This is a genomic window from Bradyrhizobium sp. USDA3516 (assembly GCF_057651995.1).
This window is the reverse complement of sequence record NZ_JBYGYN010000005.1, coordinates 130,163-144,542: the sequence shown is the minus strand read 5'-3', so window position 1 is coordinate 144,542 and position 14,380 is coordinate 130,163. Positions and strand designations below refer to the sequence as shown.

The window sequence follows — 14,380 nt, the reverse complement described above, 5'->3', positions numbered from 1 at the left end:
TGCCGTCAGCCTGCCACCGCGGGATGCCCGGCCTGGTACCAGAGCATGATCTCGCGCGGGATCTGATGCAGCGAAACGACCTTCTCGACGCCGCCATGGGCGATGGCTTCCTTCGGCATGCCGAACACCACCGAGCTGTCTTCATCCTGCGCGCGCGTCGCGGCGCCGAGCTTCTTCATCTCCAGCATGCCGCGCGCGCCGTCATCGCCCATGCCGGTCATGATCACGCCGAGCGCGTTGGCGCCGGCATGCTGGGCGGCGGAGCGGAACAGCACGTCGACCGAGGGGCGATGCCGCGACACCGGTGGCCCGTCCTTGATCGCGATCTGGTAGCGCAGGCCGATGCGCTGGAGCAGCATGTGGCGCGCGCCGGGCGCGATATAGGCCCAGCCCGGCAGCACCGGCTCGCCGTCCTCGGCCTCCTTGACCCTGATCTGGCAGATGCCGTCGAGCCGCTTGGCAAAGGCTGTGGTAAAGCCCGCCGGCATATGCTGGACGATGAGAAGCGGCGGACAATGCGGCGGCAGCATCTCCAGGACGTCGTTGAGCGCTTCGGTGCCGCCGGTCGAGGCGCCGATGCACACGATGCGTTCCGTGGTCGGCCGCACCTTGCCCGGCACCGGCGGCGGGATGATCGCATCGGCGGTTAGCTTCTTCTCGATCGCGCGGCGTTCCGCCCGCGGACGCACCCGGGCGCGCGCGGCCGACTTCACGGCCTCGCGCAGCCGCGTCGAGCATTCGAGCAGCGCCTGCCGCGTGTCGATCTTCGGCTTCGGCACGATGTCGACCGCGCCGGCCTCGAACGCCTCGAACATCACGTTCGAACCCTCATCCGTCAGCGAGGAGCAGATGATCACCGGGATCGGACGCTGCGCCATGATCTTGCGCAGAAAGGTCATACCGTCCATCCGCGGCATTTCGAGATCGAGAATGATGACGTCGGGCAGCTCCTTCTCGAGCCGCTTGGCTGCCACGAACGGATCGGACGCCGTCGCCATCACCTCGATATCAGGATCTTCACTCAGGATCGTCAGCAGGATTTGGCGCACCGACGCCGAATCGTCCACGATCAGAACGCGAACTTTCTCCCTCGGCATCGTGGTTGCGCTCCGCCTAGACCTGGAAGATGGTTGGCTGAACCTGCTTCAGCCCGGGCACGGCACTGTGAATCATCGATTCCGAATGCCCGACCAGCAGATAGCCGCCCGGACGCAAATGGCTGCACAATTGCTCAACCACCTTGCGCTGGGTCTCGCGCTCGAAATAGATCAGGACGTTGCGGCAGAAGATGATGTCGACGTCGCGGTCGACCGGATAGGACTTGTCCATGAGGTTCATCCTCATGAAGTGCGTCATGCGCCGCAGCTCGGGCACGATCCGCACTTCGCCGCGCGACTTGTCGCGAGAGGACGAGAAATAGCGCTTCACGAACGGCTCCGGCACCGGCGCGAGCACGTCGCGGGTGTAGATCGCGGTACTGGCGAGGCGCAGCACCGCGGTCGAGATGTCGGTGCCGAGGACGCGGTACTGGAAACGCGCGCCGTTCCGCCTCATGTCGTCCAGCACCATCGCGGTGGTGTAGGCCTCCATGCCGGTGGAGCTCGCCGAGCTCCAGATCTTCAGGTTGGCGTCCTTCCGTCCGTGCGATCTGAGCAAAGCGGGGACCGCGACGTCCCGCATGAAGGTGAAGTGCTGCGGCTCGCGGAAGAAGTCGGTCTTGTTGGTCGTCACCACGTCGATGAGATGGGTGAGCTCGCCGTCGAAATGATCCGGCTCGAACAGGTTCTCGACATATTCATTGAGGTCGGAGAAGTTCAGCGCGCGCACGCGCTTGTGCAGCCGCCCCTCCAACATCAGCCGCTTGCCCTGCGGCAGCTTGATGCCGACCTGGCTCTCGATCAACTCGGCGATGGTCCGGAAGTGGCGGTCCGACAGATGCACGGCCGTATCCTGCACGGCGGGCATCATGGATGACGGCCCTGGTTCGTGACGGCCGCCTGCACTGAATGTCGGGCCATCCGGGCCATCTTGAATCCTACGCGTCTACTGGAAGGCTGGAGCGGACCGGCGCGCTCCTTTTGGCGGCGCGCCGGTCCAATCGGGATACATCAGCGCTGGAAATCGGCGTCCCGGTCGTCCTCGCCGTCGTTCATGTCGAAGGCGAAGCCGCCGCCACCGGCAACCTTCAACGCGCGGGCCGGCTTTGCTTGCGGCTTCCTGGCCGGACGTTCGACCGCCGCCATGGTGGCCGCCTTGGCGCGCAGCTGGCTCACCGCACGGTCGATCGGCGCGGCCGCCTGGCTCTTGGCGCCCTGCTCGATGCGGAAATAGGCGATGGTCGACTGCAGCTGCTCGGCCTGCGAGGCGAGCTCCTCCGAGGTCGAGGACACCTGCTCGGATGCGCTGGCGTTCTGCTGGCCGACCTTGTCGAGCTGCTGGATCGCCTGGTTGATCTGCGACGAACCGACGTCCTGCTCGCGGCAGGCCGCAGTGATCTCCTCGACGAGCTCGGCCGTCTTCTTGATATCGGGCACGAGCTTGGACAGCATCGCGCCCGCTTCCTGCGCCACCTTGACGGTGTCGGCCGACAGCGTGCCGATCTCCGCGGCGGCGGCCTGGCTGCGCTCGGCGAGCTTGCGCACTTCGGAGGCGACTACCGCAAAGCCCTTGCCATGCTCGCCGGCGCGGGCGGCCTCGACCGCCGCATTGAGCGCCAGCAGGTCGGTCTGGCGCGCTATCTCCTGCACGATCGTGATCTTCTCGGCGATGGTCTGCATCGCGTTGACCGCGCGTCCGACGGCGGCACCGCTGGCCTCCGCGTCCCTGGCGGACTGCGCGGCAATCTTCTCGGTCTGGTTGGCGTTATCGGCGTTCTGCTTCACGTTCGAGGCCATCTCCTCCATCGAGGAAGACGCTTCTTCCGCAGACGAGGCCTGCTCGGTCGCGCCCTGCGACAGCTGCTCGGCACTGGCCGAGAGTTCCTGGCTGCCGGCGGAGACGTTCTGGGCGGCGGTGAGCGCGTCCGAGACGATCTGGCGCAGCTTCTCGACCATGCGTTCGAGCGCGAGGCCCAGCGTGTCCTTGTCCGACAGCGGCTTGGCTTCGACTGTCAGATTTCCTTGCGCGATCTCGTTCGCCACCGCCGCAGTCTGGCTGAGGTTCACCGTCATCGTATTCAGCGACTTGATCAGGTCGCCGATCTCGTCGTTGCTGGAGGAGTCGATCTTCCGGCTGAGGTCGCCAATCGCCACGGCGTCGGCGAGTCCGACCGCGCTGGACAAGGCTCGGCTGATTCCGATTGCGATCCACGTAGCGGCTACGACTGCAATCAGCAGTGAGGCGATGACGATCGTGAGCAGAATGGTCTGGGCGCGGGCTCCATCGTCCCTCGCCTGATCCGTCCGATCGGACACCTGCTTCTTGACAATCGCGATGTACTCATCGCCTACCGCGATGGCTTCACCACCGGCCTTCCGAACTTCGGTGGACGAGTGTGTCGCGGCTCGAGCCCGATCCACCTTCGCGAGCCGAATCGATTCGTCCTGTGCGGCCGTCATCCTGAGATAGGCTGCCGAGAGCTTGTCGATCATCTTCTTGCCGGCATCGGACGCGAGCCCGTAGAGTTCGTCGCGCTTCTTGACGAACACGCCGCGCAGGTTGGCAATGTCTCCAGCGATGCGATCGGTTTCCGCCTCTGTCGGGGCCAGGATTGCGTTCTTCTCCGCGCGTATCTGCATCAGGATTTCCTTCTGCAGATCAGCCGCCCTTTCGATCCGGCCGGCCGAGACGGCCAGCGCTTCGCTGGCCCCGATCAAATCGCTCAGCTTGATGTAAGCGACGGCACCAGCGATCATCGAGAGCAGAATGACGACGCCGAAAGCGGTGGCGAGTTTGGCCTTGACAGTAAATCTCATGGTCGATCTCATCGGTTCAAACTGGTTTTTCTTGCTCGGCAACGCTTTTACGCTTGTCAATTCACGCGGCGCGGGAGGTGTCGGCGCCACGACCTTCCGGGATCTCGTCGTTCGCCATCAGTTTGGCGAGGTCGAAGATGACGACGAACTTCTCGCCCTTGCGGCCGATGCCGGCGGCATAGTCGGATTGCCATCGGCCGCCGACCTCGGGGATCGGCTCGATCGCCTGCTCGTCGATGTCGGTGACCTCGAACACGCAATCGGCGACGAAGCCGACGCCGACCAGACGATCCTTCATCGGCACGTCGAGGATGATGATGCGGGTGGCTTCGGTGGCCGCTACGCTCGGCAGGCCGAGCTTGGTGCGGAGGTCCACGATCGGATAGCCGCTGCCGCGCACGTCGATCATGCCGAGCAGGAAGCTCGGGGCGTGCGGAAGCCGCGAGATCGGCCGCATGTCGAGGATCTCACGGACATTGCGGATGCTGATGCCGAACGTCTCGCCGGCGAGCCCGAGCGTCAGATATTGTGATGTTGCCGCCATGATGCAGTCCAGGGATCCCGTGGTTGGCGAATGAATGCGGTCCGGCCCAAGAGCCGGACCGCCTGATCAACGTTGGAACTCGGCGTCGCGCTCGTCCTCGCCGTCTTGCATGTCGAACGCGAAACCGCCGGCAGCGACCTTCGTCGCGCGGGCCGGCTTGCGAATTGGGGCCGGCTTCTTGGTGCCCCGTTCCGCGGCCGCCATGTGCGCGGCCTTGGACCGGAGCTGGCTGACGGCGCGGTCGATCGGCATGGCCGCAGCGCTCTCGTTGCGGTCGGCATGATCGATGCGGAAGAACGAGATGGTCGACTGAAGTTGCTCGGCCTGCGAGGCGAGTTCCTCAGAGGTCGAGGACACCTGTTCGGAGGCGCTGGCATTCTGCTGGCCGACCTTGTCGAGTTGCTGGATGGCTTGGTTGATCTGCGAGGAGCCGACATCCTGCTCGCGGCAAGCTGCGGTGATCTCCTGCACCAGCTCGGCGGTCTTCTTGATATCGGGTACGAGCTTCGAGAGCATCTCGCCAGCTTCTTGGGCAACCTTCACGGTCTCACTCGAGAGCGTGCCGATCTCGGCTGCCGCGGCCTGGCTGCGCTCGGCGAGCTTGCGGACTTCGGAAGCAACCACCGCGAAGCCCTTGCCATGCTCGCCGGCGCGCGCGGCCTCGACGGCAGCGTTGAGCGCGAGGAGGTCGGTCTGTCGCGCGATCTCCTGGACGATGGTGATCTTCTCCGCGATGGTCTGCATGGCCTGAACCGCACGACCAACGGCCGCGCCGCTGGCTTCCGCATCCCTAGCCGATTGACCGGCAATCTTCTCGGTCTGGTTGGCGTTGTCGGCGTTCTGCTTCACGTTCGAGGCCATCTCTTCCATCGACGAGGAAGCTTCCTCGGCAGACGAGGCCTGTTCGGTGGCGCCCTGAGAGAGCTGCTCGGCGCTGGCCGAAAGCTCCTGGCTGCCAGCCGAGACGTTCTGGGCCGCCGTGAGCGCCTCGATCACGATCTGGCGAAGCTTGCCCACCATCGTGTTCAAGGCCTTCACCAGGTCGCCAATCTCGTCGTTGCTGGACACATTGATCGTTTGGTTGAGATCGCCGCTGGCTACGGCACCGGCGAGACTCACAGCACGGCCGACGGCACGGGAAATACTGAGTGCGATCCAGAACGCCGAACCGGCGCCGATGATGAAGGAGGCCACGATCACCGCGATCAGGAGCATCTTGGCCCGGCCGGCGTCCTTCTCGGATTCGGCGGACAGTTCGGCCATCAATTTTTTGACATAGGTGATGTAATCGCTGGACGTTGCAATCGCATTCGCCGCGTTCGCCGCGCCTTCCGAAGCGGCCAGTACGCCAGCACGGATATTGCCGCCGTCCTTGACGATGTCGGCCACCCGCGAAACGATGCTGGACAGCCGCTCGCCCTGCTGCGGAACTGTGCCGAGCGACACACCGACAACACTCGCGGCAGACGCGGCCTGTTTGAGCGCGGCTTTGAACTCTTCCGATTGACGTCCAATCGTCTTCATCTCCGCATTCAGGTCCTCCATGCTGGAGGCCGACAGGGAGAACGCAATATCGCGTTGCAAGCGAGCCGCTTCCAGCCTTGTCGTCTCAATCGCGATGATTGCATTGGCACGCTCGTTGGACGCCGGCTGGAGTTTCAGGTCAGCGAGAAACTTCTCGACCGCGGCGGTCCAATCCTTGATGATCGGTCGGCCCTCCGAGATCCACAAAGCGGCGCCTCTGTTGTTCGAGTTGAGCGTGGCGAGTCTCATGATCTCGTCCTCGCCCGCATTCATCTTGTCGTAGGCTGCGCTGAACTTCTCGATCAGGCGCTTGCCAGTCTCGTTTGCCGCGGCATGAATTTCGTCACGCAACCGCGCCGCGTCCTTGCGGAATTTCTTGATTTCATCTGAGACCTTCTGCATGTCCGCGTCGGTGCTCGCGATGATGATGTCTCGCTCCGCGCGCATCTGATAAAGGATGTTGTTCTGCAGCTCACCGGCCTTGTCGATCCGGCCCGCGCGAGCCACGAGATCTCCTGACGTGTCGACCGCTTCCGACAGTTTTTGATATGCGAACATGCCCGTGATCGCCGACAAGACGATGATCGCGCCGAATGCGGAAGCCAACTTTGCCTTGATCGTAAATCTCATATCTTGCCCCCAGGCCCAAGACTTGAAGCGACAGCTTTCAATTCAAAATGCGTTCCATGTTCGGAACGATGACAAACTCTTCACGCCACTTCGCAATGAAACGGATGAACTCGGGCTTCCAATGCATGCCGACGCGCGGTGTCTGCTGCACAGCGGCCTGCGAGATCTCGGTGACTTCATAGACCTTGTCGGCGGTGACACCGACCAGAACCGGCTCGCCGTCGAGCTCGATTTCGATCACCACGATGCGCGTATCGGCGGAATCGTCGAGCTGCGGCATGCCGAAGCGGATACGCAAGTCGGCGAGCGGAATGACGTTGCCACGCACATTGATCACGCTGGGCACGAAAGCTCGCGCACCCGCCACCTTGGTCACGGGGACGGGGTCGATGATCTCGCGCACAAGGCCGGCGTCGAGCGCGAATTTCTCCTCACCAAGGCCGATCATAACGACCTGCATCGCGTCCGCCTGCTGTTCGGCTGCCTGTCCTTTGGTCATCACGCGGCCTCGCTGATATGCTGCTTTTCGACCTTCGACTGCGCCAGCGTGACGAGCTGCGCCACGTCGAGGATCAGCGCTGCCGTGCCGTCACCCAGGATGGTGGCGCCGGAGAAGATGGTAACGTCCGAATGCAGCTTGGAGAGCGACTTGATCACGGTCTGGTGGTTGCCGATGATCTGGTCGGCGACCAGGCCGACGTGGGTCTCGCCGGTCGAGATAATGATCGTCTTCTGGTGCCGGTCCGGCGCGCCGGATACCGTCATGAGCTCACGCAGCCGGAGGAAGGGAACGAGGTTGCCGCGCACGTTGAGGAAGTTGCGGCCGCGGGAGCGTTCGTCCTCGGCGGTCAGCTCGATGCATTCCTCCACCGCCGAGAGCGGAATGATGTAGCGGCCCTCGCCGACCCGGATCAAAAGACCTTCGATGATCGCGAGCGTGAGCGGCAGGCGCAGCGTCACAATGGTGCCCTGGCCCGGCTGGGTCGACAGGTCGATCGAGCCGCGCATGTTCTCGATGGTGCGCTTGACCACGTCCATGCCGACGCCGCGACCGGACAACGCCGAGATCGTCTGCGCCGTCGAGAAGCCCGGGTGGAACAGGAATTGATGGATCTCGTGATCGGAGAGCACGGCGCCCGCTGCGATCAGCCCCTGCTCTTCGGCCTTGGCGCGGATGCGGGCGGTGTTGAGGCCACCGCCATTGTCCTTCACGGTGACGAGCACCTGCGCGCCGGAGTGAACGGCCGCAAGCTCGATCCGTCCCTGCTCGCTCTTACCGTTGGCGGCGCGGGTCGCGGTGTCCTCGATGCCGTGATCGATGGCGTTGCGGATCAGGTGCACCAGGGGATCAGCCAGGCACTCGATCATGGTCTTGTCGAGCTCGGTATCCTCGCCTGTCGTGACGAACTCGACCGGCTTGGACAGGTCGCGCGAGAGATCGTGGATCAGGCGGCGGAAGCGCCCGAACAGCGAGCCGATCGGCACCATGCGTGCACCCATCGTGGTATCGCGCAGGGAGGAGGCAAGACGCTCGATCTCCTCGGCAATCATCTTGATCGAGAGATCGGAGCCGGAGGCGGCAAGCTGGGTCAGTCGCGCCTGGGCGATGACGAGCTCGCCGACGCGATCCATCAGCTCGTCGAGGCGCTCGGCCTGGACGCGGACCGTGGCAATGCCACGATCGTCGCGCTTGGCTTCGGCCTTCGGATCAGCCTTGGGTTCGAGTTTCGCTTCGGGCTTTGCAACCGGTTTCGGCTCCGCCTTTGCGAAGGGCGGTGCGGCAACGGGCGCGGTAACAGTCTCAACCACCAATGCCGGGATCTCGACGGCCGGGGCCGGCTCCTCGTCGAGCAGCCGGAACAACGGCGCCGGCGCAGGCGCTTCGACATGCTCAAGCGGCGAGAGCGTCAACTTCATCTCGTCCGAGACGAACATGAAGACGTCGTCGATCGCAGCCTTGTCGCAAGCGGCGTGCAGCTTGACGTCCCACTTTAAGTAGCAGTCTTCCGGATCCATCTCGTCGAGGAACGGGATGCCGTCGGTGACGGGCACGACGAAGCAGGGACCGAGCTTGCAGAGATCTTCGAGAAGATCGAGCGGGTTCGAACCGTTTCGCAGAATGTGGGATTCGAATTCCAGATAGAGATGCCAGCCGGCCTGCTTGCTCTCGACAGGCGCGAGCGGCGGCGCTTCAACGATCTCTGCGGCCGCAGCGACAGGTTGATCGGACGAGACGAAGCGCTTGAGGTCGTCGAGAATGGCTTCGCCGATGATGTCGTCGGTCGACTGCGGATCCTCGATCAATGCGCGGATGTAGTCCTTGGCTGCGAGGGCGACCGAGATCAGCTCCTGCGTCGGCTTGATCTCGCCCTTGCGGACGCGGTCGAAGGCGGTCTCGAATTCGTGGGTGAAGGAGGCGACCTTGTCGAAGCCGAACATGGCGCCCGAGCCCTTGATCGTGTGCAGGGCGCGGAAGGCGGAATCGACCAGCTCGCGGTCGTCGGGACGCTGGCCGAGATCGAGCAAGGCGCCTTCGAGAACCTCGAAGAGCTCGCTGGCTTCCTGACGAAAGACCTCGGTCGGATCCATTCCGCTCATGCGCGCACCAGCTTGCTGACGACGGCGAGCAATTGCTCCGGCTTGAAGGGCTTGGTGATCCAACCGGTGGCGCCGGCGCTCTTGGCCTCCTGCTTCACCGTCTCGTTGGATTCGGTGGTCAGGAACACGATCGGCATGCCGACTGCACTCGGCAGCTTGCGCAGCGCCTTGATCAGCTCGAGCCCGTTCATGACGGGCATGTTGAGGTCGGTGATGACGAGATCGAGCTTGCCGGCCTGTGCTTTGGCAAGCCCTTGCGCGCCGTCGCCGGCCTCGATCACGTTGTGACCGGCGGGCTCGAGCACGACCTTGATCATTTGCCGAATGCTGGGAGAGTCATCGACGGTCAGAATCGTGGCCATTAGACGCCATCTTTCTTTTGCGGGAAATGTTGATCGATCATGGCCTCGCTGGCGAAGCCGGCGCGGCGAAGGGTGTTACGCAGAGACTGGGAAAAGGACGTCAGGACCACCGGGCGGCCTTGCGCATCGCCGGTCTTGGCAGCTGACAGCAGCAGCTGGATCGAGGTCACGTCGGCTTTGTCGACGCTGGAGCAGTCGATCTCGAGCCGATCCTGCCGGACGAACGCTTCGCGGATCAAGTCGTAGACGCTGCGGATCGCAGCGATACTACAATCAGCGGGAAGCCGCAGGGACCACTTTGGCCCAGTCGCATCAGACGACATTCATCCCCCAATTTCCCTGGATTCGCTGCACGTATCGCCCGAATCCCCCACGATGACTATTTGCGTCCGAGCGTATGCAAATTCCTAACGAGGCGAACCGTACAACTACGGGTCACATTCCGTGGAACTTCGCGTATGCATGCGAGCGTGCATGTGGGCGCTCAAATCTCGTTGGCTGCATCGCCGAGACAGTGTGCCGCGGCCGTATGTTTGCTCCACGTTAAATCACGGGGGCTATTCGTTGAGGTAACACCTCGCCATCCAAACCAGCCCGGCCAACCGATGCTGACCCAAGCGCTCCTGGTTGACGACAGCCGTTCCGTCCTCAACTTCCTGAAACGTCACATCGAGGCTGACGGCCTGGTCGAGGCCACCACCTTCCTCGATCCCGTGGAAGCGCTGGCTTGCGCTGGGACGCACGCTTTCGATCTGGTGCTGGTCGACTACGAGATGCCGCATATGGACGGCATCAGCTTCATCCGCACCTTCCGCAGGCTTCCCGGCCGCACCGACATCCCGATCGCGATGATCACCTCGCGCCAGACCGATGATGTGAAGATGGAAGCGCTGCAGGCCGGTGCAACCGATTTCCTGCCAAAGCAGCCGCAGAGCGTCGAGATGACGGTGCGCCTGCGGAATCTGGTTCAGCTTGGTGCAGCCGTACGCAAGCTGAACGACCGCGCCGCGCATCTGGCCAGCGAAGTCGCGGTTGCGACACGAAAGCTCGGCGAGCCTAGGAAGAGATCATCCTGCGGCTCGCGCTCGCGGTCGAATACCGCGACAACGACACCGGCGAGCACACACTGCGGGTCGCCCGCTACAGCCGCATTATCGCCGAGCAGCTCGGCCTGCCGGCCCGGCTCTGCCGTGACATCTATCTTGCCGCCCCCCTGCACGACGTCGGCAAGGTCGCCATTCCCGACAACATCCTGCTCAAGCCGGGCAAGCTCACCGACGAGGAGATGGCGGTGATCCGCACGCATGCGACGATCGGCGAGCGCATCCTGGCCGATTCCAGCTGCGAGCTGATCCGGCTCGGCGCGCAAATCGCCGCGGGCCATCACGAGCGCTGGGACGGCGCGGGCTATCCGAGCGGCCTGAAGGCAGACGACATCCCGATGGCCGCGCGCGTGGTCGCGGTCGCCGACGTGTTCGACGCCCTGACGACGCGGCGGCCATACAAGGAGCCTATGCCGCTGGAGCTGGCGCGGGGCTACCTGGTCGAGAACGCGGGTCGGCAATTCGACCCGGGCTGCGTCGAGGCTTTCCTGGCGCGCTGGGACGAGGTGGTCGAGATCGCCGGCGCTCAGCGGACATTGGCTTTGCCGGGCGCCGCGGCCCCTCTCGCTCCCGATATGGAGAGTGCGGCGGCGAGCTCGTGAGAGGGACCATTCGCCCGAGGCCGTCCCGACCGCCTGCCCCGATCGATCCGCCAACATCTTGCCGCGGCTTCATTTTCTCCGGTCGCGGATTTGAACCTATTGTTGCTAAAGTGGCACCAAGAACTGAGAGTGATTCTGGTCACACTTGCCCCGGCGCCCTGCTGCTAGGCATCGAACCAGGACGGGCACCAGAGCATCGTCGAATTGGATGAGAATTCCTATGAAAAGCCTGATCGGCGCCTGTGTCGGCGCATTCTGCCTTGCGGCCCCCGCTGTGGCGGAGACTCCTGCCGCAATCGTCGAGGACGTCCAGGGTAAGGTCGACGGCATCGCGTTCATGGACTACGTGGCGCCGGGCAAGATCATCAAGCTCGGGCCAAAGGCGAGCATCACGCTCAGCTACCTGAAATCCTGTCAGCGCGAGACCATCAGCGAAGGTGTCGTTCTGGTCGGCACCGAGCAGAGCACCGTGCAGCTGGGCGAGGTCAAGCGGGAAAAGGTGCCCTGCGATACCAATGCGGCAAAACTGTCCGAGCGCGAAGCGAACCAGAGCGCCGCAACGACCTTCCGCACCGTGCGCTCGGACGCCAAGGGCGGGCCCGCCAAGCTGCCGACGCTTTACGGCGTCTCGCCACTGGTGCAGGCCAAAGCCGGTAGCACGCTTGTGATCGAGCGCACCGACGGCAAGGAGCCCACGATCAGCGTGCCGCTGAAGGGCGATGCCATGGTCGGCGGCAAGTTCTATGATTTCGCCAAGGCCGGGAAGGCACTGACTCCGGGCGGCAGCTACCTCGCCATTGTCGGCGCCAAGCGATACACCTTCCAGATCGACGCCAGCGCCACCTCCTCGCCGACCCCGATCATCGGCCGCCTGCTGCGGCTCGAATAGTCGGACTCGAATAAGCGGAATTGGCGACGGGGCGATGCGGCGGATCGGGGGACGGGACATCGTTGCGGCAATCCTGATCGCGCTCCTTGCGGGCGCGATCTTCACGTCCCCGCCGCTGCAGACGCTGCAAGGCCTTTCGCTGGACATCCTCACCGCGCTGCGCGGGAAGATCATCGCCGAGCGCCGCGATCCCGCGACGTCGCCGGTCGTCGTCGTGGCCATCGACGGCGCAACCTACGAGACCCCACCCTTCAAGGGATCGCCGACGCAGACCTGGACGCGCGAGATTGGCCGGGTGCTCAGCAGTATCAGCGACGGCGGCGCCAAGGTGATCGGCTTCGACGTCATCTTCAAGAACTCGATCGAGCAATCCGAGATTCCCTTTGGTGACGCGCCGCTCGGCGCCCGCATGCGCGGATTTGACCGGGACTATCTGATCGCGCTGCGGCAGATCTCCGACAACGGCAAGCTGGTGCTCGGCGAGATCCTGAGCAACGACCATCCGGAAGTGCCCTACCGTGCACAGCAGCTGGCGGTGCGAAACAACGTCCGCGCGCTCAATGTCCACACCGACACCGACGATGTCATCCGGCGGATGCCGCTCAGCTTCTCCATCGACGGCAAGCCGGTGCCCACAATGGCGGTCGAGCTCGCCGCCCGCGCGCTTGGCGCGAAGGTCGAGATTGCGCCATCCGGTGCGGCGGAGCTATCCGGCTACGCCATCCCGAGCACTGTACCGAACACGTTGACGCTCAACTTCCGCGGCCTCAGCCGCGACGTTCCGACCTTCTCCTTTGCCGATCTGCGCGCCTGCGTCGAAAAAGGCGACCGCGATTTCTTCCGGCGCGCCTTCGAGGGCAAGGTCGTTCTGCTCGGGACCGTCCTCAACTTCGAGGATCGCAAGCTCACCTCGATGCGCCTGTCCGGCGGCTATGACGGGACGCCGTCGGCGCGATGTGCCCTGCCCGCGCCTGCCGGCACCGCGCAAAAGGCCCGCAGCGACGTCGCCGGTGTGTTCGTGCATGCCGCTGCGGTCCGGAACCTGATCGAGCGCGATGCCGTGACCGAGCTCGGCTTTCCCGCGCGCACCCTTCTCACGATCGCGTTCGCGGCCATCATCGCCTGCGCAGCCTGCATGCTCGCGCCGAGTGGCGCGCTGATCGCCTGGCTCGGGCTCACAATCGTCTACATGGTCGTTGCCGTCGGCGCATTCGTCCATGCCCTGGCGCTGCCGCTGACCGAGCCGGCACTCGCCGGGCTTGCCGCGCTCGCGATCATGATCGGCTATCGCTTCGTGCTGGCCGACCGCGACGAGCGCTTCCTGCGCAAGAGCTTTGCCTATTACCTCGCGCCCGAGGTGATCGACACCATGGTCGCCTCCGGCAAAATGCCGGCGCTCGGCGGCGAGATGCGCAACGTCACCATGTTCTTCTCCGACCTCAGTGGTTTCTCCTCGATCGCCGAGACGATGACGCCGGTCGAGCTGGTGACGCTGATGAACGAATATCTGTCCGCCATGACCGACATCATCGAAAGCCATGGCGGTTACGTCGACAAATATATCGGCGATTCCATCGTTGCCATGTTCGGCGCCCCGGCCGACGATCCCGCCCACGCGCGCAATGCGGTGCGTGCCGCGCTGAAGTGCCACGAGACGCTGGCTGAGCTCAATGCAGGCCATCCCGCCTTCGCCGGTCACGGCCTGTCGCACCGTATCGGGCTCAACAGCGGCGAAGCCGTGGTCGGCAATATCGGCTCGCGCCGCCGCTTCAACTACACCGTGATGAGCGACACCGTGAACGTGGCCTCGCGGCTCGAGGGCGCCAATAAGTATTACGGCACCGCCATCATGGTCTCCGAAACCACGATGGCGCAGACCGGCGATGCCTTCGCCTGGCGCGAGCTCGATGCGATCAGGGTGCAGGGCCGCGGCGAGGCGATCAGGGTGTTCGAGCCGCTGGCGGAAAGGGGCGCGGAAAGCGCCGAGCAGGGGAAGGTCGCCGCAGCCTATGCGGAAGGGCTGGCGTGCTGGCGAGCACGGGAGTTTGCCAAGGCGGCCGATGCGTTCGGGCGGATGGCGGAAGCCGATCCGGCGTCAGCTCGGTTCGCCAAGCGCGCGAAAGTGCTGACCGAGACTCCGACTCCGCCGGACTGGACACCGGTCAATACGCTGGAGGGGAAGTAGCGGGCCACTTACCCTCCCCTGGAGGGGGA

At 64.2% G+C, this 14,380-nt stretch carries 11 protein-coding genes and 1 pseudogene; 3 read left to right on the top strand and 9 right to left on the bottom strand.

Going from position 1 to position 14,380, the window contains the following annotated elements:
- Positions 1-5 precede the first annotated feature (5 nt).
- The 9 genes from AC24YW_RS17705 to AC24YW_RS17665 all read right to left on the bottom strand — a co-directional run bounded on the left by AC24YW_RS17705 (position 6) and on the right by AC24YW_RS17665 (position 9,895).
- The gene (locus AC24YW_RS17705) at positions 6-1,097 is read right to left on the bottom strand and encodes a protein-glutamate methylesterase/protein-glutamine glutaminase (protein ID WP_487483918.1); all 1,092 of its coding nucleotides are present in this window, start codon (positions 1,095-1,097) and stop codon (positions 6-8) included.
- 16 nt (positions 1,098-1,113) lie between these two features.
- Positions 1,114-1,968 (bottom strand): CheR family methyltransferase, encoded by an 855-nt coding sequence (locus AC24YW_RS17700; protein ID WP_487483917.1) that lies wholly within the window; start codon positions 1,966-1,968, stop codon positions 1,114-1,116.
- Positions 1,969-2,108: 140 nt separating this feature from the next.
- A complete protein-coding gene (locus AC24YW_RS17695) occupies positions 2,109-3,914 on the bottom strand; it encodes a methyl-accepting chemotaxis protein (RefSeq protein ID WP_487483916.1) in 1,806 nt (601 codons plus the stop codon).
- A gap of 61 nt (positions 3,915-3,975) precedes the next feature.
- Positions 3,976-4,458 (bottom strand): chemotaxis protein CheW, encoded by a 483-nt coding sequence (locus AC24YW_RS17690; RefSeq protein WP_487483915.1) that lies wholly within the window; start codon positions 4,456-4,458, stop codon positions 3,976-3,978.
- Positions 4,459-4,524: 66 nt separating this feature from the next.
- The gene (locus tag AC24YW_RS17685; RefSeq protein ID WP_487483914.1) at positions 4,525-6,612 is read right to left on the bottom strand and encodes a HAMP domain-containing methyl-accepting chemotaxis protein; all 2,088 of its coding nucleotides are present in this window, start codon (positions 6,610-6,612) and stop codon (positions 4,525-4,527) included.
- A 37-nt stretch (positions 6,613-6,649) separates the two neighbouring features.
- Complete coding sequence (locus AC24YW_RS17680; protein ID WP_487483913.1) at positions 6,650-7,111, bottom strand: chemotaxis protein CheW; 462 nt, start codon at positions 7,109-7,111, stop codon at positions 6,650-6,652.
- Positions 7,111-9,210 (bottom strand): chemotaxis protein CheA, encoded by a 2,100-nt coding sequence (locus AC24YW_RS17675; RefSeq protein ID WP_487483912.1) that lies wholly within the window; start codon positions 9,208-9,210, stop codon positions 7,111-7,113. Before AC24YW_RS17675 ends, AC24YW_RS17680 begins: the two co-directional genes overlap by 1 nt.
- Positions 9,207-9,572, bottom strand: a complete 366-nt coding sequence (locus AC24YW_RS17670) for a response regulator (RefSeq protein WP_487483911.1) — start codon at positions 9,570-9,572, stop codon at positions 9,207-9,209. Before AC24YW_RS17670 ends, AC24YW_RS17675 begins: the two co-directional genes overlap by 4 nt.
- Positions 9,572-9,895, bottom strand: a complete 324-nt coding sequence (locus AC24YW_RS17665; protein ID WP_487483910.1) for an STAS domain-containing protein — start codon at positions 9,893-9,895, stop codon at positions 9,572-9,574. The genes AC24YW_RS17670 and AC24YW_RS17665 overlap by 1 nt, the downstream gene beginning before the upstream one ends.
- A gap of 282 nt (positions 9,896-10,177) precedes the next feature.
- On the opposite strand from AC24YW_RS17665, the pseudogene AC24YW_RS17660 reads away from it, so the two are divergent.
- The 3 genes and pseudogenes from AC24YW_RS17660 to AC24YW_RS17650 all read left to right on the top strand — a co-directional run bounded on the left by AC24YW_RS17660 (position 10,178) and on the right by AC24YW_RS17650 (position 14,351).
- Positions 10,178-11,277 (top strand): annotated as a pseudogene (locus tag AC24YW_RS17660) (HD-GYP domain-containing protein).
- Between the two features lie 220 nt (positions 11,278-11,497).
- A complete protein-coding gene (locus tag AC24YW_RS17655; protein WP_487483909.1) occupies positions 11,498-12,166 on the top strand; it encodes a hypothetical protein in 669 nt (222 codons plus the stop codon).
- A 34-nt stretch (positions 12,167-12,200) separates the two neighbouring features.
- On the top strand, positions 12,201-14,351 hold the full coding sequence (locus AC24YW_RS17650) for a CHASE2 domain-containing protein (protein WP_487483908.1): 2,151 nt from the start codon (positions 12,201-12,203) through the stop codon (positions 14,349-14,351).
- Positions 14,352-14,380 lie beyond the last annotated feature (29 nt).

What these genes read in the sequence shown, in the direction of transcription:
- AC24YW_RS17675 (WP_487483912.1), bottom strand. Translation starts at nt 9,210, where the DNA reads ATGAGCGGAATGGATCCGACCGAGGTCTTTCGTCAGGAAGCCAGCGAG.
- AC24YW_RS17655 (WP_487483909.1), top strand. Translation starts at nt 11,498, where the DNA reads ATGAAAAGCCTGATCGGCGCCTGTGTCGGCGCATTCTGCCTTGCGGCC.
- AC24YW_RS17650 (WP_487483908.1), top strand. Translation starts at nt 12,201, where the DNA reads ATGCGGCGGATCGGGGGACGGGACATCGTTGCGGCAATCCTGATCGCG.
- AC24YW_RS17690 (WP_487483915.1), bottom strand. Translation starts at nt 4,458, where the DNA reads ATGGCGGCAACATCACAATATCTGACGCTCGGGCTCGCCGGCGAGACG.
- AC24YW_RS17670 (WP_487483911.1), bottom strand. Translation starts at nt 9,572, where the DNA reads ATGGCCACGATTCTGACCGTCGATGACTCTCCCAGCATTCGGCAAATG.
- AC24YW_RS17680 (WP_487483913.1), bottom strand. Translation starts at nt 7,111, where the DNA reads ATGACCAAAGGACAGGCAGCCGAACAGCAGGCGGACGCGATGCAGGTC.
- AC24YW_RS17695 (WP_487483916.1), bottom strand. Translation starts at nt 3,914, where the DNA reads ATGAGATTTACTGTCAAGGCCAAACTCGCCACCGCTTTCGGCGTCGTC.
- AC24YW_RS17705 (WP_487483918.1), bottom strand. Translation starts at nt 1,097, where the DNA reads ATGCCGAGGGAGAAAGTTCGCGTTCTGATCGTGGACGATTCGGCGTCG.
- AC24YW_RS17665 (WP_487483910.1), bottom strand. Translation starts at nt 9,895, where the DNA reads ATGTCGTCTGATGCGACTGGGCCAAAGTGGTCCCTGCGGCTTCCCGCT.
- AC24YW_RS17685 (WP_487483914.1), bottom strand. Translation starts at nt 6,612, where the DNA reads ATGAGATTTACGATCAAGGCAAAGTTGGCTTCCGCATTCGGCGCGATC.
- AC24YW_RS17700 (WP_487483917.1), bottom strand. Translation starts at nt 1,968, where the DNA reads ATGATGCCCGCCGTGCAGGATACGGCCGTGCATCTGTCGGACCGCCAC.